A 19,803-nucleotide genomic window follows, 5' to 3' on the forward strand; every position below is an offset into this window, starting at 1 on the left:
CCGACGCTCCGCGTCGACTCCCTCCTCCGCCTTGCAATCCACAGCACCGGGCGGGTGGTGGGCGCTGCACCGCACCGGCCTTCCGGGCGGCTCCCCGGGAGGCCGGGGGTCCGGATCGGGACCACCATGGAAAGCGTCGAGACCCCCGCAGGACCCCGGCTCCCTCTGCTAGATTGGTCTATACCACACCACCACTCCAGATCGGCAGGCCCCGCGTGGAAGTTGTCATCGTCCCGGACGCCCAGGCAGGCGGCGAGCTCATCGCGGAGACCATGGCCGCCCTGGTACGCCGCAAGCCCGACGCCCTGCTCGGCGTGGCGACCGGCTCTACCCCCCTGCCCGTCTACGAGGCGCTCGCGCGCAAGGTCGGGGCGGGCGAGGTCGACGCCTCCGCGGCCCGGATATGCCAGCTCGACGAGTACGTCGGCCTGCCCGCCGGGCACCCCGAGTCCTACCGGGCCGTCGTCCTGCGCGAGGTCGTCGAGCCCCTGGGGCTGACCGAGGCCTCCTTCATGGGCCCCGACGGCTCGGCCGAGGACGTCGTCGCCGCGTGCGAGGCCTACGACCGGGCCCTGGCCGAGGCCGGGGGCGTCGACCTGCAACTGCTGGGCATCGGCACGGACGGGCACATAGGCTTCAACGAGCCCTGTTCGTCCCTGGCCTCCCGCACCCGCATCAAGACGCTGACGGAGCAGACCCGCGTGGACAACGCGCGCTTCTTCGACGACGACCTGGAGCAGGTTCCGCACCACGTCATCACCCAGGGCATCGGCACCATCCTCGACGCCCGCCACCTGGTACTGCTGGCCACGGGCGAGGGCAAGGCCGAGGCGGTCGCGCAGACCGTGGAGGGGCCGCTGTCCGCCCTCGTCCCGGCGTCCGCGCTGCAGTTGCACCGGCACGCCACCGTCGTCGTGGACGAGGCCGCCGCCTCCAAGCTCAAGCTGGCCGACTACTTCCGCCACACCTACGCCAACAAGCCGTCCTGGCAAGGACTGTAGGCCGCCGAACGCGCCGAGGGCCGGGCTCCCCGTCGGGGGCCCGGCCCTCTCGCGTACGCGGCGGAGCCGGGCACCACCCCTGTGACGGGTGCCCGGCTCCGGTTCCGCGGCGCGTCACACCCCCGTGACGGCCCCCGCGACGACCTCGGCGGCTGCGCGTCCGCAGACGCGCGCGGCACCGTGCGTGGCGATGTGCAGGGCTCCGCGAGGCTCGGCGCGCGGCAGGCCCATCTCGACCACCACCGTGTCCGGGCGCGCCTCGACCAGGGCGTCCAGGACCTCGGCCATCCAGGGGTGGCGGTGCGCGTCGCGGACGACCGCGACGACGGTGCGCTCCCCCGCGGCCGCCAGGATCTGCGCGGCGGTGACGCCCTGCGGGTAGAGGTCCGAGGCCGTGTCGGGCAGCAGCGCGGCCAGCTCGGCGGCCGGCCCCCACGGGGTCTCGTCGCCGACCGCGATGTTCGCGACCGGGGTCAGGGTCGCGACGTACGGGCCGGTCAGCGGGCCCGGCGCACCGGTGACGACGAGGGCCCGGCGGGCGGCGGTGAGGCCGATGCCGGACGCGCGGCTCCCCTCCGGGCGCGCGTCGGGCCGGGCCCCTCGCGTCCACGCGGCCAGGGCGCGGACCCGGGCGGCCGCGTCGGCGAGGCGCTCCTGGGGGAGCGTGCCCTCCCGCACGGCGGCGACCAGGGCGTCGCGCAGCCGCAGGACGGTGGCCTCGTCGGCGAGTCCGCCACCGACGCAGATCGCGTCGGCGCCGGCCGCGATGGCCAGGACGGAGCCGCGCTCGATCCCGTACGTCCCGGCGATGGCGTGCATCTCCATGCCGTCGGTGACGATGAGGCCGTCGTAGCCGAGCTCCTTGCGCAGCAGGCCGGTGAGGATCTGCGGGCTGAGCGTGGCCGGGCGGGTCGGGTCGAGGGCGGGCACCAGGATGTGCGCGCTCATCACGGCCTTCGTCCCGGCCTCGATGGCGGCCCTGAACGGTACGAGTTCCCGTGCGGCGAGGGTGTCGAGGTCGACGTCGATGCGGGGCAGGGCGTGGTGGGAGTCGACGTTGGTGTCGCCGTGGCCCGGGAAGTGCTTGGTGCACGCGGCGACGCCGGCGGCCTGGAGGCCCTCGACGTAGGCGGCGGTGTGCCGGGCGGCGAGGTGGGTGTCGGCGCCGAAGGAGCGTACGCCGATGACCGGGTTGTCCGGGTTGGAGTTGACGTCGGCGGACGGGGCCCAGTTGAGGTCGACCCCGCACTCGGCGAGGCGGCGGCCGAGTTCGTGGGCGACGGCCCGGGTCAGGCCGGTGTCGTCGACGGCGCCGAGGGCCAGGTTGCCGGGGAAGGACGAACCGCCCCGGACCTCCAGCCGGGTGACGTCGCCGCCCTCCTCGTCGATGGCGACGAGGAAGTCGTCGCGTTCGGCGCGCAGCTGCGCGGTGAGCGCGGCGAGTTGTCCGGGCGAGGCGATGTTGCGGCCGAACAGGCCCACGGAGGTGAGGCCCTCGCCGATCCTGCGGAGCAGCCAGGCGGGGGCGGTGGTGCCCTCGAAGCCGGGCTGGAGGACGGCGAGGGCGTCGCGGGTCACCTCGTCGGAGGCGGTGGCGCGGTGCGCAAGGACGGTCATGAGGGCGTCATCCCTTCACGGCGCCGGCGGTCATGCCGCCGACGGCCTTGCGCTGGAGGAAGATGAAGATCAGCAGGACCGGGACCGCGAAGAGCGAGGAGGCGGCCATGGTGGCGCCCCAGTCGTTGCCGAAGGCGGACATGAACTCGGTCAGCCACAGGGGCAGGGTCTGGGCGGTCTTGTCCTTGTTGAGGATCAGGACCATGGCGAACTCGTTCCAGGCGGTGATGAAGCCGAAGAGCGAGGTGGACATCAGACCGGGGGCCAGCAGCGGGAAGATCACCTTGCGGAAGGCCTGGCCGCGGGTGCAGCCGTCGATCTGGGCGGCTTCCTCCAGGGTCACCGGGACGGCGGCGATGAAGCCGCGCAGGGTCCAGATGGTGAAGGGGAGGATCATCACGAAGTAGATGGCGGTCAGCAGCGGGAGGCTGTTCAGCATCTCGCCGTCGCGGGCGATCATGTACATCGCGATGACCATGACCTCCCAGGGGGCCATCTGGGCCATCATCACGGTGAGGACCAGGCCCTTGCGGCCCTTGAACCGCATCCGGGCGATGGCGAAGCTCGCGGCGAGGGCGACGAGCAGGGCCAGCAGGACGGCGCCGACGGTGACCAGGACGCTGTTGGTGACGTAGGTCCAGAAGTTCTGGACGCCGGTGGCCTTGTCGAAGTTGTCCAGCGTCGGGGTGAAGACGAAGACGGGGTCCTTCGTGAGCATCTGGTCGGCCGGCTTGAGGGCCGACGAGAACATCCAGTACACGGGGAAGACGAAGACCAGGGCCAGCAGGAGGGCGCCGAGGTTCTTGGCGACGGCGGCGGGGCGCAGCGGGCGGCGGGTGCGCAGCTGCTGCGTCGGCCTTTCGGGGGCCGCGGGCTTCGCGGCGGTGGTGGTGCTCATTGCTCCTCCTCCTGCTTCAGGATCAGGCGGAAGTAGAAGGACATGACGACCACGAGGATCACGATCGTCAGGACGGAGATCGCGGCGGCGAGGCCGTAGTGGGCCTGGCTCTGGCCCTCGACGTAAGCGAAGACGGGCAGGATCTCGGAGGCGCGGTCCGGGCCGCCCTTGTTCATCGCGTAGACCTGGGTGAAGGCCTTGAAGACCCAGATCACCTCAAGGAAGGTGGTGATGAGGAAGAAGGGCTTCAGGTTCGGGAAGACGATCTTCCAGAAGGTCTGCCAGCCGTTGGCGCCGTCCATGCGGGCCGCTTCGTACAGCTCCGCGCCGACCGTGGTGAGGCCGGCGTACATGTTGAGGGCGACGAAGGGGATGGATCCCCAGACCACCAGGATCGTGACGATCACCATGGTGGAGAGGCCGGTCTCCATCCAGTTGTGCTGCTCGTAGCCGGAGAAGCCGGCGGTGCGCATGACCCAGTTCATGACGCCGAACTGCTCGTCGAACAGCCACCGGAAGACCTGGACCGAGGCGACGATCGGCATGGCCCACGCCATCACCAGCGCCATCGAGAGGACCAGCCGCATCTTCTTGCCGAGCTTGTTGAGCAGGATGCCGATGAGGCTGCCCAGGAGCATGATCAGTGCGACGTTGGCCAGGGTGAAGGCGAAGCTGCGGACGACGACGGTCCAGAAGTCCGGGTCGCCGAGCAGCTCGGTGTAGTTGTCGAATCCGGCGAAGGGGTACTTCCGCTGGATGAACTCGACCTTGTTGATGTCCTGGAGGGACAGGATGACGTTCTTGATCAGCGGGTACAGCAGGAGCGTCGCGAGGGCGAGCACCGCGGGCGCGACCAGCAGGTAGGGCAGCCACCCGGTGGGGAGGGACTTCCCGCCCCCGCGAGGCGGCCTGGGGCCGGGGCCGGTTGCTGGGGCCGGCGTCTCGGGCAGTCCGGCGGACTTCGGTGGTGCGTCCTGTGGAGCGCTGGTCACCGCTCCCTGGGAGTGCACGGTCATGGCTTGGCTTCCTCGCGGTTGACTGTGGAGTCAAATGCGCGACCGGGGGCGCGGCGGGTGTCCGGGCACCTGCCGCACCCCCCGGTGCGTGCACACTGCTGGGTCGTGCGGGTACTGCGGTGGTGCGGTCCCGCCCGTGCTTGCGGGCGGGACCGCTCGCGGGACTACTTGTTGATGCGCTTGGCGATCTCGGCGTCCGCGTCCGCGCCGGCCTTGGCCGCGTCCTCACCCTTCAGGACCTTCGTCATGAACTCCTTGATGGGGTTCGGCTCGGTCTCGACGCTCGCCCAGCCCGCGGTGACCGGGGTGATCTTGCCGTTGACGCCGGCCTTGCCCATGGCCTCGGCGAAGGAACCCGCGGCCGGGGTGAAGTTGGCGGCGGCCTGGTTCGGCAGCAGCGCGCCCTTGGTCTCGGCGGCGTACTTGGTCATCTGGTCCTTGCCGGCGGCGAGGGCCAGCCACTCCTTGGCGAGCTCCTTGTTCTTGGAGCGCTCGGCGACGGCGAGGTTGGAGCCGCCGAGGAAGACGGTGCTGGTCTTGTCCGCGGTCTTGCCCGGGATCGGGAAGTAGCCGAAGTCGGCTTCCTTGCCCGCGTCCTTCAGCGCCTTCTCGGCGCCGCCGGCCTCCCAGCCGAGTCCGATCCAGGAGGCGACGCCGCCCTTGGGGACGATGTCGGTGGACTGCTGCGGGTTGGCCTCGTCCTTGTCCTTGGGGGCGGTGGAGTAGGACTGGATCTTCTTGTAGAACTCCATCGCGGCGCCGGCCTGCGGGGTGCCGAGGCCGCCCTTCCACTTGTCGCCGTTCTTGACGGCGAGGTCGCCGCCCTCGTCCCAGATGAGACCGGCGAGGACGTACCAGCTCTGGCCGGGCAGGTAGATGGGCTGGGTGGCCGGGTCGGCCGCCTTCAGCTTCTCCAGGCCGGCGACCCACTCGTCGCGGGTGGTGGGCGGGGTGACGCCGGCCTTGGCGAAGGCCTTCTTGTCGTAGATGACGACGCGGTTGGCGGCGTACCAGGGGGCGGAGTAGAGCTTGCCGTCGACCTCGGCGGAGGCGAGCATGCTCTTCTGCCAGGCGTCGGCGCCGAGCTGGCCCTTGTCCTTCGTCAGGTCGGCGAGGCCGCCGGTGACCGCGTAGCCGGCGGTCTGGGTGTTGCCGAGCTCAAGGACGTCCGGAGGGTTGTTCTCGGAGAGGGCCGTGGTGACCTTCTCCTGGATGCCGGTCCACTTCTGCTCCTCGACCTTGACCGTCACACCGGGGTGCTTGGCCGAGAACTCCTTGTTGACCTCGTCGATCCAGGCCTTCGGCGCGGAGCCGTCCATGACCCAGACGGTGATCTCCTTGGGACCCGCGTCGGCCTTGGCCTTGTCGTCGTCCCCATTGCCACACGCCGCGAGACCGACCATCATGCCCGCGACACCGACCGCCGCGATGAGCTTGCGCTTCACGCCACCCTCCTCAGGGATGCCTGCCTGCACTTCCCTTGCCCGCCGCGGTGACATACGCGAAGTACTGCCGTGGGGCTGGGATCTGATCCATATTGGTGTAGACCAGTAGCTGGAGCTTGGCCTAGACCTTTAGGGGTGTCAAGGGTCTAATGAGCGGGTGCCCGGTCCGTTATCGGACCGACACCTGGGGAGAGAGAAGGCCTGTACCCCCAGTCGTGTCACCATGTGACCGCACATATCGGAGGAGCCGGTGACGGCAGCGAAACTGGAGTCGGGAAGGCGGGCGGCGATGGCCACCGAAGGGGCACTCACGGAGCCGGACGGCGGGGCAGCGACTCGCACGGCACGTGTACCCAAGTACTACCGACTCAAGCGGCACTTGCTCGACATGACCGAGACGCTGCCGCCCGGCACCCCGGTACCGCCGGAGCGCACGCTCGCGGCCGAATTCGACACCTCGCGCACCACGGTCCGCCAGGCCCTGCAGGAACTGGTCGTCGAGGGACGACTGGAGCGGATCCAGGGCAAGGGCACCTTCGTCGCCAAGCCGAAGGTCTCGCAGGCCCTGCAACTGACCTCCTACACGGAGGACATGCGCGCCCAGGGCCTGGAGCCGACCTCGCAGCTCCTCGACATCGGCTACGTGACCGCCGACGACACCCTCGCCGGCCTGCTCAAAATCAACACCGGCGGGCGGGTGCTGCGCATCGAGCGGCTGCGGCTGGCCAGCGGCGAGCCGATGGCCATCGAGACCACCCACCTGTCGGCCAAGCGCTTCCCCGCGCTGCGCCGGTCGCTCGCCAAGTACACCTCCCTCTACACCGCCCTCGCCGAGGTGTACGACGTCCACCTCGCGGAGGCCGAGGAGACCATCGAGACCTCCCTGGCCACGCCGCGCGAGGCGGGCCTGCTCGGCACCGATGTCGGCCTGCCGATGCTGATGCTGTCCCGGCACTCCCTGGACGCCGACGGCGAACCGGTCGAGTGGGTGCGGTCGGTGTACCGCGGCGACCGCTACAAGTTCGTCGCCAGGCTCAAGCGCCCCGCCGCCTGAGGCGCGTACCCCGCCGCCCCCGCACAGCGGATCCCCGCGACCGGAATGCGGACGGGGTCTTACGTTCACCAGGCGATCCCCCGTAGATTCCGCGTCCTTACGCAGATGATCGACGAGGGGACGAGGATCATGCCTGAACCGGAAGCAACAGGGACACAACGGGACACGGCGAGTCCGGCAACCCCATCGGGCTCGCCCTCCCCCAAGTCCATCGCCGTATGGGTGCTCGTCGGGCTCGTCGGCGCCATCGGCTGGGGCGTGCTGGCGCTCTCGCGCGGCGAGGAGATCTCCGCGGCCTGGCTGCTCGCCGCCGCGCTGGGCTCGTACGCCATCGCCTACCGCTTCTACGCGCGCTTCATCGCCCGGCGCGTCCTGAAGGTCGACGCGACGCGGGCCACCCCCGCCGAACGCCTCGACAACGGTGTCGACTTCCATCCCACCGACCGCCGGGTGCTGTTCGGCCACCACTTCGCCGCCGTCGCCGGCGCCGGCCCCCTCGTCGGCCCCGTCCTCGCCGCGCAGATGGGCTACCTGCCCGGGACCATCTGGATCGTCGCGGGCGTCATCTTCGCCGGCGCCGTCCAGGACATGGTCACGCTGTTCTTCTCCACCCGCCGCGACGGCCGTTCGCTCGGCCAGATGGCCCGGGACGAGATCGGGCCCGTGGGCGGGGCCGCCGCCCTGGTCGCCGTGTTCGCCATCATGATCATCCTGCTGGCGGTGCTGGCACTGGTCATCGTCAACGCCCTGGCGCACTCCCCCTGGGGCGTCTTCTCCATCGGCATGACCATCCCGATCGCCGTCTTCATGGGCTTCTACCTGCGCGTCCTGCGGCCGGGCCGGGTCACCGAGGTCTCCCTCATCGGCGTCGCCCTGCTGCTGCTCGCCATCGTCGCGGGCGGCTGGGTCGCCGAGTCCTCCTTCGCCGGGACCTTCACCCTGGAGAAGGAGACCCTCGTCATCTGGATGGTGGTGTACGGGTTCCTGGCGTCCGTCCTGCCGGTGTGGATGCTGCTCGCCCCGCGCGACTACCTCTCCACCTTCATGAAGGTCGGCACCATCGCCCTCCTCGCCCTCGGCGTGGTCATCGCGATGCCGACGCTGAAGATGCCCTCGGTCACCGAGTTCGCGGCCCGTGGCGACGGCCCGGTCTTCGCCGGGTCGATGTTCCCGTTCGTCTTCATCACGATCGCGTGCGGCGCGCTCTCGGGCTTCCACGCCCTGGTCTCCTCGGGCACCACCCCGAAGATGATCCAGAAGGAGACCCAGGTCCGCATGATCGGCTACGGCGCCATGCTGACCGAGTCGTTCGTCGCCGTCATGGCGATCATCGCGGCCTGCATCATCGAGCCCGGCCTCTTCTTCGCGGTCAACTCCCCGCCGGGGGTCATCGGTACCACGGTCGAGTCCGCCTCCCAGGCCGTGTCGAACTTCGGCTTCGCCATCTCCCCCGAGGCGCTCACCCAGGCCGCCAAGGACGTCGAGGAAGCCAGCCTGCTGTCCCGCACCGGCGGCGCCCCGACCTTCGCACTCGGAATGTCGGAGATCTTCTCCGCCGTCCTGGGCGGAGCCGGGATGAAGGCCTTCTGGTACCACTTCGCGATCATGTTCGAGGCGCTCTTCATCCTGACCACGCTCGACGCGGGCACCCGCGTGGGCCGGTTCATGCTGCAGGACACCCTCGGAAACGTCCACAAGTCCTTCAAGGACGTCAGCTGGAAGCCCGGCGTGTGGTTCGCGAGCGCGATCGTCGTCGGCGCGTGGGGCTACTTCCTGTGGGTCGGCATCAAGGACCCGCTGGGCGGCATCAACCAGCTCTTCCCGCTCTTCGGCATCGCCAACCAGCTGCTCGCCGCGGTCGCCCTGGCCGTCTGCACCACGCTGCTGGTGAAGTCCGGCCGGCTCAAGTGGGCGTGGGTGACGGGCGTGCCGCTGGTCTGGGACGCCACCGTGACCCTCACCGCGAGCTACCAGAAGGTCTTCTCCGACGACGTGAAGGTCGGCTTCTTCGCCCAGCGCGACAAGTACCAGGCCGGCATCGACGCCGACAAGGTCCTCGCCCCGGCCAAGAACATGGACGACATGCACACCGTCGTCACCAACGCCACGGTCGACGGCGTCCTGTGCGCCCTCTTCGCGGTCCTGATCATCGTGGTCCTCGCCGACGCGCTGCGGACCTGCCTCAAGGCCGTCCGCGACCCCGGTTCGGCGACGCTGTCCGAGGTCCCGTGGACCGAGTCGAAGATCGTGGCCCCGGCCGGTCTGATCGCCACCCCCGAGGAGCGGGCGGAGCTCGCCGCCGCCGCGGCGGCGGATCGCGACCCGGGCGGCGGGCAGGTCAAGGAGCCGGTGGGGTGAGCGGCGTACGCGCCGCCCTGGCCCGGGCGAGGTACTACGTACGGGAGTTCTCGGGGGAGGCCGCCTACGACCGCTACGTGGCCCACGCCCGCTCCCACGACCCGGACGCGGAGGTCCTCACCCGCCGCGCCTTCGAGCGCGCCCGCACCGACGCCCGCGAGGCGGACCCCCGCGAGGGCTTCCGCTGCTGCTGAGCCCCACCGACCGACAGGCCCCGCCGCACCCCGCGGCGGGGCCTGCGCGCGTCCCCCGCCGGGGACGTCCTGCACACTCGACCGCATGGACATGGTGATCAGAACGGCGGTGCCCGCCGACTACGAGACGCTGGGCGGGATCACGGCGCAGGCCTACCTCGCCGACGGGCACCTGGACTTCAACGAGGACGACGCCTATCTGCACGTGCTGCGCGACGTGGCCGGCCGTGCCGCACGGGCCGAGGTGCTCGTCGCCGAGCGCGACGGGCGGGTCCTGGGCGGGGTGACCTTCGCCGCACCCGGCAGCCCGCTCGCCGACATCGCCGGTCCGGACGAGGCGGAGTTCCGGATGCTGGCGGTCGCCCACGCGGCCCGGGGCCAGGGCGCCGGCGAGGCCCTGGTGCGGGCCTGCATCGAGCGGGCGCGGGCGATCGAGGGCGTCACGGGCGTCGTCCTGTCCACCCAGCGCAGCATGGCCGGGGCCCACCGGATCTACGTGCGGCTGGGCTTCGAGCGCACGCCGGAGCGGGACTGGGCGCCCATCGAGGGCCTGAAACTCCTGACGTACCGACTCAAGCTGTAGCCACGCCGACACTACATGTTGGGGGTGCCGCACAAGGGCGCCCCCACATGTATGCTCATGCCTGCTGTCGCCGCAGGGGAATCCGGTGGGAATCCGGAACTGTCCCGCAACGGTATGAAGTGTCCGACAACCGGACACCAAGTCCGATGACCTGCCGTCAGCGCGCCCGGATCGACCGAACCGGGTGCCGACACGTCCGGGCCTCGCGGTTGGGCCGGTGGACGCCGTGCGGTGTGCCCGTTCTGCCACGCCCGCATGCGCCCGCGCCCGCCCGCCGTTGCCCGGGCCGAGCGAGGGAGAGCTTCCGCCGTGACCATCGCGCCTTCCGCACCGCGCGCCGAGTCCGTTTCTGGCGACAACACCGAGGGCCCGGGGGCCACGCTGCTGCGTACCCTCACCGAACTGACGGCGGACCTCCCCGACACCGACCCCGGCCGCGTCGCCGCCGCCGCGCTCCGCGGCCGCAGTTCCGCCGCCGACGAGGCCGAACTGCGGGGGCTGGCCACCGAGTCCGCCGCCGGGCTGATCTCCGAGGACCCCGCGTACTCGAAGCTCGCCGCCCGCCTGCTGACGCTGGCCGTGCGCGACGAGGCCGCGAGCCAGGGCTCCACCTCCTTCTCCGCCTCCGTCGAGGTCGGCCACCGCGAGGGCCTGATCGCCGACCGCACCGCCGCGTTCGTACGCGCGCACGCGAGCCGCCTGGACGCGCTGGTCGAGCACACCCTCGCCGAGGGCGCCGACGACCGCTTCGGCTTCTTCGGCCTGCGCACCCTGCACAGCCGCTACCTGCTGCGCCACCCCATCACCCGTCAGGTCATCGAGACCCCGCAGTTCTTCATGCTGCGCGTGGCCTGCGGTCTCGCCGCGGACGAGAGCGTCCAGGCCGTCGAGGAAGTCGCCTCGCTCTACCGGCTGATGAGCCGCCTCGACTACCTGCCCTCCTCCCCGACGCTCTTCAACTCCGGCACCCGGCACCCGCAGATGTCCTCCTGCTACCTGCTGGACTCCCCGCTGGACGAGCTGGACTCGATCTACGACCGCTACCACCAGGTCGCGCGCCTGTCCAAGCACGCGGGCGGCATCGGCCTGTCGTACTCCCGCATCCGCGCCCGCGGTTCCCTGATCCGCGGCACCAACGGCCACTCCAACGGCATCGTGCCGTTCCTGAAGACCCTCGACGCCTCCGTCGCCGCGGTCAACCAGGGCGGCCGCCGCAAGGGCGCCGCCGCGGTGTACCTGGAGACCTGGCACGCGGACATCGAGGAGTTCCTGGAGCTCCGCGACAACACCGGTGAGGACCAGCGCCGCACCCACAACCTCAACCTCGCCCACTGGGTCCCCGACGAGTTCATGCGCCGCGTGAACGCCGACGCCGAGTGGTCGCTGTTCTCCCCGGCCGACGTGCCCGAGCTGGTCGACCTGTGGGGCGACGCGTTCGACGCCGCCTACCGCAAGGCCGAGGCGGACGGCCTGGCCCGCAAGACCATGCCCGCCCGCGACCTGTACGGCCGGATGATGCGCACCCTCGCGCAGACCGGCCAGGGCTGGATGACCTTCAAGGACGCCTCCAACCGGACGGCGAACCAGACCGCCGAGCCGGGCACCGTCGTCCACTCCTCGAACCTGTGCACCGAGATCATCGAGGTCACCGACGACGGCGAGACGGCCGTCTGCAACCTCGGCTCGGTCAACCTGGGCGCCTTCGTGCTCACGGACACGGGCGAGATCGACTGGGAGCGCCTCGACGAGACCGTCCGCACGGCCGTCACCTTCCTCGACCGCGTGGTGGACATCAACTTCTACCCGACCGAGCAGGCCGGCCGCTCCAACGCCCGCTGGCGTCCGGTGGGCCTGGGCGCGATGGGCCTCCAGGACGTCTTCTTCAAGCTCAAGCTGCCCTTCGACTCCCCCGAGGCGAAGGCGCTGTCCACCAAGCTCTCCGAGCGCATCATGCTGGCCGCGTACGAGGCCTCCTGCGACCTCGCCGAGCGCAGCGGCCCGCTGCCCGCCTGGGAGCAGACCCGCACCGCGCGCGGTGTCCTGCACCCGGACCACTACGGCGTCGAGCTGAACTGGCCGGAGCGCTGGGACGCGCTGCGCGCCCGCGTCGCCGAGACCGGCATGCGCAACTCCCTGCTGCTGGCGATCGCCCCGACGGCCACGATCGCCTCGATCGCCGGCGTCTACGAGTGCATCGAGCCGCAGGTCTCCAACCTCTTCAAGCGCGAGACCCTCTCGGGCGAGTTCCTCCAGGTGAACGGCTACCTGGTGGAGGAGCTGAAGGCGCTCGGCGTGTGGGACGCCCAGACCCGTGAGGCGCTGCGCGACTCCTCGGGCTCGGTGCAGGGCTTCGGCTGGATCCCGGCCGAGGTGCGCGAGCTGTACCGCACGGCGTGGGAGATCCCGCAGCGCGGCCTGATCGACATGGCGGCGGCCCGTACGCCGTTCCTCGACCAGTCGCAGTCGCTGAACCTGTTCCTGGAGACGCCCACCATCGGCAAGCTCAGCTCGATGTACGCGTACGCCTGGAAGCAGGGCCTGAAGACCACGTACTACCTGCGCTCGCGCCCCGCGACGAAGATCGCCCGCGCCGCGCAGGCCGCCACCGCCGCTCCGGTGGCCCTCCCGCAGGCCGTCGACGCCGAGGCGCTGGCCTGCTCCCTTGAGAACCCCGAGTCCTGCGAGGCGTGCCAGTAATGAGCTCCACCGACAAGAAGAACCTCCTGGACCCGGGCTTCGAGCTGACGCTCCGTCCGATGCGCTACCCGGACTTCTACGAGCGCTACCGGGACGCGATCAAGAACACCTGGACCGTCGAGGAGGTCGACCTCCACTCGGACGTCGCGGACCTCGCGAAGCTGACGCCCGCCGAGCAGCACATGATCGGCCGTCTGGTCGCGTTCTTCGCGACGGGCGACTCGATCGTCTCGAACAACCTGGTGCTGACCCTCTACAAGCACATCAACTCCCCGGAGGCGCGCCTGTACCTGTCGCGCCAGCTGTTCGAGGAGGCCGTGCACGTCCAGTTCTACCTGACGCTGCTCGACACCTACCTGCCCGACCCGGACGACCGTGCGGCCGCCTTCGACGCGGTCGAGGAGATCCCGTCGATCCGCGAGAAGGCGCAGTTCTGCTTCAAGTGGATGGACTCGGTCGAGAAGATCGAGCGGCTGGAGACGCAGGCCGACCGCCGCCGCTTCCTGCTGAACCTGATCTGCTTCGCGGCGTGCATCGAGGGCCTGTTCTTCTACGGCGCCTTCGCGTACGTGTACTGGTTCCGCTCGCGCGGTCTGCTGCACGGCCTGGCCACCGGCACCAACTGGGTGTTCCGTGACGAGACCATGCACATGAACTTCGCCTTCGAGGTCGTGGACACGGTCCGCAAGGAGGAGCCCGAGCTCTTCGACGACGCGCTCCAGCAGCAGGTCACCGACATGCTGAAGGAGGCCGTGGAGGCGGAGCTGCAGTTCGGCCGCGACCTGTGCGGCGACGGCCTGCCGGGCATGAACACCGAGTCGATGCGCGAGTACCTGGAGTGCGTCGCGGACCAGCGCCTGGTCCGGCTCGGCTTCCCGCCGGTGTACGGCTCGCAGAACCCGTTCTCGTTCATGGAGCTGCAGGGCGTCCAGGAGCTGACGAACTTCTTCGAGCGCCGCCCGTCGGCCTACCAGGTCGCGGTCGAGGGCACGGTCGACCTGGACGAGGACTTCTAGGGGCACCGGGGCACCGAGAGCCGGGACGCGAGGTGATCGCGTCCCGGCTCTTCGCGTTCCGGGGCGGGGAGGAGGCCGGTGCCGGTCAGTGGGCGAGGCGTCCGCGGCGCCGGCCTGGCCGCGGGCCGTACCGGTGGCGCGGGGTGGGCGGCATGCCGCCCGCCTTCTGCCGCGGCAGCCACACGAGCCGGGTCTCGACGGCCCGCAGCTGCCGGTCGGTCCGACGCTCGCGCAGGACCCCGTAGAGGCTGGGGGCCAGCAGGAGGGTGGCGACGGCCAGGACGGCGAGGAAGCTCAGGAACGTGTTCATGTATCCACTGTCACTCCGTTCACGGAACCCGGCCAGTGGCAGTACTGTCATGGAAGAGTGAATTACTGCCACACTGGATCCATGCTGACCAATGTGGCGGTGGCCCTCCTCGACGACGTGGCCCCCTTCGAGTTCGGGATCTTCTGCGAGGTCTTCGGGACCGACCGCAGTGACCACGGGCTCCCTGCGTACGACTACGCCGTCTGCGCGGCGGAGGACGGCCCGCTGACCATGTCCGGGACCGGTTTCGCGTTCGCCCCCGCCCACGGTCCGGAGCGACTGGAGAGCGCCGACCTGATCTGCGTGCCCGCCTTCCGGGGCGCCTCCGAACGGACCTTCCCCGAACCGCTGCTGGCGGCGCTGCGCCGCGGCGTGGAGCGCGGCGCCCGGGTCCTCAGCGTGTGCAGCGGGGCGTTCGTGCTCGGCGCGGCGGGACTGCTGGACGGCCGGCGCTGCACCACGCACTGGATGCACGCCCGGGCCCTGGCGCGCCGCTTCCCGGGGGCGCTGGTCGACCCGGACGTGCTGTACGTCGACGAGGGCCCGGTGATCACCTCGGCCGGCACCGCCTCGGGCATCGACGCCTGCCTGCACGTGCTCCGCCAGGAGCACGGCGCGGAGGTGGCCAACGCCGTCGCCCGGCGCATGGTCGTACCGCCCCACCGGGACGGCGGTCAGGCGCAGTACATCCGGCGGCCGCTGCCGCGCACGTCCTGCGACACGGTGGGCGAGGTGCTCGCATGGATGGCCCGCCACCTGGACGAGGAGATCACCGTCGAGCAGCTCGCGGAGCGCGCGCACATGTCACCGCGGACCTTCGCCCGCCGCTTCCTCCAGGAGACCGGCACCACCCCGTACCAGTGGGTGCTGCGCCAGCGGGTCCTGCTGGCCCAGGAGTTCCTGGAGTCCACCGACGACACGGTCGACGTGATCGCCGGCCGCTCCGGCTTCGGCAACGCGGCCGCGCTGCGCCACCACTTCCTGCGGACCCTGGGCACCACGCCGAACGCGTTCAGGCGTGCCTTCCGGGGCCCGCAGGCCTCCTGGGGTCCTGCCGGTCAGTCGTTGGGGACGGTCTCGTAGCGCGGGGTGCCCTCCGCCATCTGGCGCAGGGCGTCCTTGCGGTCCCGCTTGGAGAGCCGGTCGATGTACAGGTAGCCGTACAGGTGGTCGGTCTCGTGCTGCAGGCAGCGGGCGAAGTAGCCGGTGCCACGGACCTTGATCGGGTTGCCCTGGGCGTCCTGGCCCTCGACCTCGGCGTAGTCCGGGCGGGCCAGCGAGGCGTAGGCGGTCGGGACGGACAGGCAGCCCTCGTTGGAGTCGTCCAGCACCCGCGAGGCGGCCGGGAGCTCGACGAGCCTGGGATTGACCACGACACCGGTGTGGCGCACGCCGTCGTCGTCCGGGCAGTCGTAGACGAAGACCTTGGCGTCCACTCCGATCTGGTTCGCGGCCAGGCCCACGCCCTCGGCGGCCTTCTGGCTGGCGAACATGTCGTCGATCAGCTGGGCCAGCTCGTCGCCGAACTCGGTGACGTCCTTGCACTCGCTGTGCAGGACGGGGTTGCCGACGACCGTGATCGGGCGTGCGGTGCCGCGCTCCCGGTGGGCCAGCTCGCGCGCCCCACAGTCCTCGGTGTCCACGACGTACCCGTCGTTCACGACCTCGCCACCGTCGACAACCTGGTTCTCCTGCTGCGCCATGTCCGCCGTACGCCTTCCGTAAGTCCCGGTCACCGATGGTCGCCGATGGCCACCGATGTGCCCGTACAGCCTACGGCCCCCGGTCAGCAGACTTCTTCGAGATCCCGCCACTCCCGGCTGTCGGGACTGTCGGCGACCCAGCCGTCGAGGAGTCCGCGCACCAGTCCGGCCGGTGCCGCGATGCCGCACTCGCGCTCGGGCACCCACAGGGATCCGGAGCCCGCCGTCCGGTGGCCCAGCGGCCCGGGGTGGCCCGGCTCGCTGTGGTCGTGCGGGTCCAGGTGCTCGCCGTCGCCCTCGTCGCTGGGCATCTCGCTCTCGGAGCAGGTCCGGCACAGCAGCCGCACCGACGACGACCAGTCCTCGGCGGCGAAGCCGGCGTCCGAGGCCAGCTGCTCCAGCGCGTCGCGGTCCGCCTCGGTGGCCGCCTCCAGCAGCACCACCCAGGTCGGCACGGGGGACGGCGCCCACAGCTCGATCTCGTCGAACACCGGGTACGAGGGTCCGGCCGCGGTCACCCGCTCGCCGTGCGGGACGCCGTCGTGGAGGACGACCTCGCCCCAGCGCCGGCCCGAGGAGGGCAGGGGGATCGACAGGACCTCCAGCCGGGCCGGGTCCAGCCGGCGGCCCCAGACCACCTCGGCCTCGCCCTCGGGCGAGAGCCGCACGGCGGCGCTGCCGAGCTCCATGCCGACCGGCTCGCCGTTCCCGCCGCCGCTCGCGCCGTGGGGGTCTCCGGGCACCTTCAGCCCGTACGCCTGCCAGGCCCGCCGGGCCAGCGGCCAGTCCTGGAGCGCGGTCGCGGCGATCCCGACGTTCCACCAGTCGGGGGCCCCGGTCTCCCGGTCCAGCAGGGCCACGGCGCGCAGCCCGGCGGCCCGTGCCTGTTCCCAGTCGTGCCGGAACTTGTGCAGCAGGGCCAGGTTGAACCAGGACTCGGAGAGCCACGGCTCCAGGTCGGCGGCTCTGGTCAGCAGCGCGCCCGCGTCCTCGTACCGCCCGTCGCCGATCAGCGTGAACGCGCGGTCGGTGGCCTGCCGCCACGAGGCGGAGGGCCTATGCCGTACCTTCCCGAAGATCCTCACGATTCCCGCCTGCCTGGGGGCACCTCCCAGCGGTGGCTGGGGGACTACGGTGCAGCCTTGCGGACACTCTTACTGGCATCCAACCATGCCCACTCGGACGGCCGCTCATTACCCATGGGTTACCCAGGTGGGACGGGCACCACTCTGCCACGTCCGCCCCTGGCCAGAACCCTCGCCAGGGACTCCACGACCTCCGGCTGGTAATCCCGCCCGGTCCCCAGGCGGAGCTGCTCCAGGGCGGCCAGTGAGCCGCCCGGGTGACGGCCGCCGCCCACCAGGTCGTCGTACGCGTTCACCGCGCGCACGATCCGGGCCAGCACGGGCTGCTCCCGGTACGGGTCCGCCTGCCGCTCCACCACCACGGCCACCTCGGCGGGCACCCCGGTCTGCCGGGCCACCTCCCCGCCCAGCCCGGCGATCCGGCGGGCCTCGGCGGCGGGCAGCCCGGCGGTGGCCCCGTCCGGCACCGGGTCGACCAGGGAGAGCTGGCCGATGTCGTGCATCAGGGCGGCGTACTCCAGCACCGTCAGCTCCCGCTCCGACAGGCCCAGCTCCCGGCCGACGGCGCAGCTCAGGGACGCGACGCGGCGGGAGTGGCCCGGCGGGGTGTACCCGGCGATCTCGGTGGCCCGGGCCAGGGAGGTGATGGTCTGGCGGTAGGTGGTGCGGATCGCGGTGATCCGGTGGAAGGACCGCTGGGTCAGCAGCAGCGGCACGCTGAAGACGGGGACGGCCCACAGACCCGCGACGGCCGCGCCGAGCGCGATGACGACGCCGGTGGCGCAGATCGCCGAGCCGATGCCGAGCTGGGCCCGCAGCCCGTCGCGCAGCAGCGGTCCGTACGGCCAGCCGGTGCGGGCTCCGGCCAGGGCCGCGGCGAGGACGGCGTCGCACAGGGCGGTCAGGCCCAGCAGGAGCAGCAGGAAGAGGACGAGGCAGGGGCCCTGGCCCACCCTTTCCGCCAGCCGGCCGGAGTGGTGGAGCGGCTGGAAGCAGGCGGCGGCGAAGGCGACGGTGAGCACCCGGCGGGCCAGGTGGTCCAGGGCGGGCCCGCGGGCCTGGGCGACGTGCGGGACGATCCCCGCGAGGGCGGCCGCGACGACGACGGCGACGGTCTCCAGCACGCCGTGGTGGGTCGGGTGGCCGGCGTTCTGGCCGAACAGCGCGTAGGCGAGGGCGCCGGCCGAGCCGAGCGGCGCGGGCTGGTGCTCGGGGGCGTCCGGCCGGTCCCTGCGGGCCAGCTCCCCGACGGCGACCAGGATGCCGAAGGCCAGGGCGGCGCCGGGCTCGGCCACCCCGTGCCACAGGGTGTGGGCGAGGGCCGTGGCCGCGAGCACGCCGGCCGCGCCGAGCAGCGCCCGGGCGACGGCCGCCCTCACCGCCCGCCCCGGGCCCGGCCGCCGCCGGTCGGACGGCCGCTGCGCGGGCTCCGGCCCGGCTCGCGGTCCGGGTCGGAGCCGTCCGCGCTCCCCGGCGGCGCGGGCCGCGTCGGCGCCGGCACCCCGGGGCCCGCCGCCGCGCCGGGAGCCGGGCCGCTGATCACCTGGAGGTCGTCGTCGGAGGTGACCACCGGATGCCAGCCGTGCCGTCCGACGGCGTCGGTGAGGGCCCGTACCATCACCGGATCGAACTGGGCACCGGCGCACCGGTCCAGCTCGGCGAGGGCGGTGGACACGGGCCGGGCCCGGCTGTAGGAGCGGGTCGAGGTCATCGCGTCGAAGGCGTCGGCGACCGCCACCACCCGGGCCAGTACCGGGATCTGCTCACCGGTCAGCCCGTACGGGTAGCCGGAGCCGTCGACCCGTTCGTGGTGGTGCAGGATCGCGGACCTGGCCTCGCCCAGGAAGCCGATGCCGCGCACCATCTCGTGCCCGTACTCGGGGTGCAGCTCGATGATCCGGCGCTCCTGCGGACTCAGCGGGCCGTCCTTGCGCAGGATCCTGGTGGGGACGCCGAGTTTGCCGACGTCGTGCAGGATGCCGGCGATGCGCACCACTTCCAGCCGGTCGTCGGCCATCCCCAGCTCGCGGGCGATCATCGTGGAGGCCTGGCCGACCCGTTCGCTGTGGCCGCGCGTGTAGCGGTCCTTGATGTCGACGGCCTGGACGAGGGCGCGGATGGTGGCCCGGTGGGCGGCGCGCTCGCGGTGGTACTGGGCGAAGACCCAGCAGGAGACGTACATCGGCAGCAGGACGAGCAGCGCGGCCGGGACCCCGTACGGGCTGCGCCACATGACGGCCATCATCAGGCCGGCGAGGCCGTGGACGCAGTGCGGGGCGAGGGAGCGCGTGACGAGGCCGTGCCAGGCCGTGGCGGCGGGCCTGTGCTCGGCGGCGGCCAGGATGGCCCCGTCGAGGGTGGTGATCACCAGGCAGAAGGCGGCGGCGGCCGCGGCGGCGGGGAGCATTGCGTAGGGGAATTCGGCCGGGCCGGCGAGCAGCCCGAACACCTGGCCCGCCGTCCAGGCGCCCATGGCCTGCTGGGCTCCGTGCCAGACCCGGCGCACCAGGGCCGGCCTGTCGGCCACGGGCGCGGCGAAGGCGCCGGGGAGCGCCACGAGCGCGGCGGCCGCGGGCGGCAGCAGGAAGACGGCGGCGAGCACCACCGGGTAGAAGGGGCCGATGCCCTCGGGCACCCGCCGGCCCGGCAGGGGGCGGCTCTTGACCAGCTCGGAGCCGAGGTAGAGCCCGCCGAGCAGGATGACGGCGGGCCAGGGCGTGGCGGGATGCGTGAGGGCCGGGGCGGTGCAGGCGAACGCCGCCAGGACGGCGCAGAGGACGAATCCGCGCGCGGCCGGTGGAAGACCCCGCATGGCGCTCTCCTCCC

Annotated in this window: 17 protein-coding genes and 1 riboswitch; of the genes, 8 read left to right on the top strand and 9 right to left on the bottom strand. The window is 71.7% G+C overall.

Features of this window, described 5'->3' with window-relative positions:
• The first annotated feature begins 215 nt into the window (after positions 1–215).
• The gene (gene nagB / locus AC2RP6_RS15065) at positions 216–1,001 is read left to right on the top strand and encodes a glucosamine-6-phosphate deaminase (RefSeq protein ID WP_486446672.1); all 786 of its coding nucleotides are present in this window, start codon (positions 216–218) and stop codon (positions 999–1,001) included.
• Positions 1,002–1,115: 114 nt separating this feature from the next.
• Here nagB and AC2RP6_RS15070 read toward each other — a convergent pair whose 3' ends face one another.
• The 4 genes from AC2RP6_RS15070 to AC2RP6_RS15085 form a co-directional block, all read right to left on the bottom strand.
• Complete coding sequence (locus tag AC2RP6_RS15070; protein ID WP_486446673.1) at positions 1,116–2,618, bottom strand: glycoside hydrolase family 3 protein; 1,503 nt, start codon at positions 2,616–2,618, stop codon at positions 1,116–1,118.
• 7 nt (positions 2,619–2,625) lie between these two features.
• Complete coding sequence (locus tag AC2RP6_RS15075; RefSeq protein WP_486446674.1) at positions 2,626–3,516, bottom strand: carbohydrate ABC transporter permease; 891 nt, start codon at positions 3,514–3,516, stop codon at positions 2,626–2,628.
• Entirely contained in the window at positions 3,513–4,532 is a 1,020-nt protein-coding gene (locus AC2RP6_RS15080; RefSeq protein WP_486446675.1) for a carbohydrate ABC transporter permease, read from the bottom strand. The genes AC2RP6_RS15075 and AC2RP6_RS15080 overlap by 4 nt, the downstream gene beginning before the upstream one ends.
• Positions 4,533–4,696: 164 nt before the next feature.
• Positions 4,697–5,977, bottom strand: coding sequence for an extracellular solute-binding protein (locus tag AC2RP6_RS15085; RefSeq protein ID WP_486446676.1), 1,281 nt, complete (start codon positions 5,975–5,977; stop codon positions 4,697–4,699).
• 289 nt (positions 5,978–6,266) lie between these two features.
• On the opposite strand from AC2RP6_RS15085, the gene AC2RP6_RS15090 reads away from it, so the two are divergent.
• The 6 genes from AC2RP6_RS15090 to AC2RP6_RS15115 all read left to right on the top strand — a co-directional run bounded on the left by AC2RP6_RS15090 (position 6,267) and on the right by AC2RP6_RS15115 (position 13,879).
• Positions 6,267–7,031, top strand: coding sequence for a GntR family transcriptional regulator (locus tag AC2RP6_RS15090; protein ID WP_031151618.1), 765 nt, complete (start codon positions 6,267–6,269; stop codon positions 7,029–7,031).
• A 105-nt stretch (positions 7,032–7,136) separates the two neighbouring features.
• The gene (locus AC2RP6_RS15095) at positions 7,137–9,389 is read left to right on the top strand and encodes a carbon starvation CstA family protein (protein ID WP_486446677.1); all 2,253 of its coding nucleotides are present in this window, start codon (positions 7,137–7,139) and stop codon (positions 9,387–9,389) included.
• Positions 9,386–9,583: a CstA-like transporter-associated (seleno)protein gene (locus AC2RP6_RS15100; protein ID WP_486446678.1), complete on the top strand. Its 198-nt coding sequence runs from the start codon at positions 9,386–9,388 to the stop codon at positions 9,581–9,583. Before AC2RP6_RS15095 ends, AC2RP6_RS15100 begins: the two co-directional genes overlap by 4 nt.
• A gap of 85 nt (positions 9,584–9,668) precedes the next feature.
• The gene (locus AC2RP6_RS15105) at positions 9,669–10,166 is read left to right on the top strand and encodes a GNAT family N-acetyltransferase (protein ID WP_486446679.1); all 498 of its coding nucleotides are present in this window, start codon (positions 9,669–9,671) and stop codon (positions 10,164–10,166) included.
• A gap of 51 nt (positions 10,167–10,217) precedes the next feature.
• A riboswitch (cobalamin riboswitch) is annotated at positions 10,218–10,339 on the top strand.
• A gap of 136 nt (positions 10,340–10,475) precedes the next feature.
• Positions 10,476–12,863, top strand: a complete 2,388-nt coding sequence (locus tag AC2RP6_RS15110) for a ribonucleoside-diphosphate reductase subunit alpha (protein WP_486446680.1) — start codon at positions 10,476–10,478, stop codon at positions 12,861–12,863.
• On the top strand, positions 12,863–13,879 hold the full coding sequence (locus tag AC2RP6_RS15115) for a ribonucleotide-diphosphate reductase subunit beta (protein ID WP_046776083.1): 1,017 nt from the start codon (positions 12,863–12,865) through the stop codon (positions 13,877–13,879). Before AC2RP6_RS15110 ends, AC2RP6_RS15115 begins: the two co-directional genes overlap by 1 nt.
• Positions 13,880–13,964: 85 nt before the next feature.
• Here the strand turns inward: AC2RP6_RS15115 and AC2RP6_RS15120 are convergent, their stop codons facing one another.
• A complete protein-coding gene (locus AC2RP6_RS15120) occupies positions 13,965–14,189 on the bottom strand; it encodes a hypothetical protein (RefSeq protein ID WP_486446681.1) in 225 nt (74 codons plus the stop codon).
• An 81-nt stretch (positions 14,190–14,270) separates the two neighbouring features.
• Here AC2RP6_RS15120 and AC2RP6_RS15125 point away from each other — a divergent pair, with 81 nt between their 5' ends.
• Positions 14,271–15,272: a helix-turn-helix domain-containing protein gene (locus AC2RP6_RS15125; RefSeq protein ID WP_486446682.1), complete on the top strand. Its 1,002-nt coding sequence runs from the start codon at positions 14,271–14,273 to the stop codon at positions 15,270–15,272.
• Here AC2RP6_RS15125 and def read toward each other — a convergent pair.
• The 4 genes from def to AC2RP6_RS15145 all read right to left on the bottom strand — a co-directional run bounded on the left by def (position 15,248) and on the right by AC2RP6_RS15145 (position 19,789).
• Positions 15,248–15,892, bottom strand: a complete 645-nt coding sequence (def, locus tag AC2RP6_RS15130; protein ID WP_486446683.1) for a peptide deformylase — start codon at positions 15,890–15,892, stop codon at positions 15,248–15,250. The genes AC2RP6_RS15125 and def overlap by 25 nt on opposite strands.
• Positions 15,893–15,975: 83 nt before the next feature.
• Positions 15,976–16,977, bottom strand: a complete 1,002-nt coding sequence (locus tag AC2RP6_RS15135) for a tetratricopeptide repeat protein (protein ID WP_486446684.1) — start codon at positions 16,975–16,977, stop codon at positions 15,976–15,978.
• 119 nt (positions 16,978–17,096) lie between these two features.
• On the bottom strand, positions 17,097–18,356 hold the full coding sequence (locus AC2RP6_RS15140; protein ID WP_486446685.1) for an HD-GYP domain-containing protein: 1,260 nt from the start codon (positions 18,354–18,356) through the stop codon (positions 17,097–17,099).
• Positions 18,353–19,789 carry an HD-GYP domain-containing protein gene (locus AC2RP6_RS15145; RefSeq protein WP_486446686.1) on the bottom strand — a complete coding sequence of 479 codons (1,437 nt, stop codon included), beginning with the start codon at positions 19,787–19,789 and terminating at the stop codon, positions 18,353–18,355. Before AC2RP6_RS15145 ends, AC2RP6_RS15140 begins: the two co-directional genes overlap by 4 nt.
• Between the last annotated feature and the right edge of the window lie 14 nt (positions 19,790–19,803).

The organism is Streptomyces sp. WAC03905 (genome assembly GCF_057371075.1).

Coding starts and splice junctions, on each gene's coding strand:
- AC2RP6_RS15070 (WP_486446673.1), bottom strand. CDS start 2,618: ATGACCGTCCTTGCGCACCGCGCCACCGCCTCCGACGAGGTGACCCGC.
- AC2RP6_RS15075 (WP_486446674.1), bottom strand. CDS start 3,516: ATGAGCACCACCACCGCCGCGAAGCCCGCGGCCCCCGAAAGGCCGACG.
- AC2RP6_RS15080 (WP_486446675.1), bottom strand. CDS start 4,532: ATGACCGTGCACTCCCAGGGAGCGGTGACCAGCGCTCCACAGGACGCA.
- AC2RP6_RS15090 (WP_031151618.1), top strand. CDS start 6,267: ATGGCCACCGAAGGGGCACTCACGGAGCCGGACGGCGGGGCAGCGACT.
- AC2RP6_RS15095 (WP_486446677.1), top strand. CDS start 7,137: ATGATCGACGAGGGGACGAGGATCATGCCTGAACCGGAAGCAACAGGG.
- AC2RP6_RS15105 (WP_486446679.1), top strand. CDS start 9,669: ATGGACATGGTGATCAGAACGGCGGTGCCCGCCGACTACGAGACGCTG.
- AC2RP6_RS15115 (WP_046776083.1), top strand. CDS start 12,863: ATGAGCTCCACCGACAAGAAGAACCTCCTGGACCCGGGCTTCGAGCTG.
- AC2RP6_RS15120 (WP_486446681.1), bottom strand. CDS start 14,189: ATGAACACGTTCCTGAGCTTCCTCGCCGTCCTGGCCGTCGCCACCCTC.
- AC2RP6_RS15125 (WP_486446682.1), top strand. CDS start 14,271: ATGCTGACCAATGTGGCGGTGGCCCTCCTCGACGACGTGGCCCCCTTC.
- def (WP_486446683.1), bottom strand. CDS start 15,892: ATGGCGCAGCAGGAGAACCAGGTTGTCGACGGTGGCGAGGTCGTGAAC.
- AC2RP6_RS15145 (WP_486446686.1), bottom strand. CDS start 19,789: ATGCGGGGTCTTCCACCGGCCGCGCGCGGATTCGTCCTCTGCGCCGTC.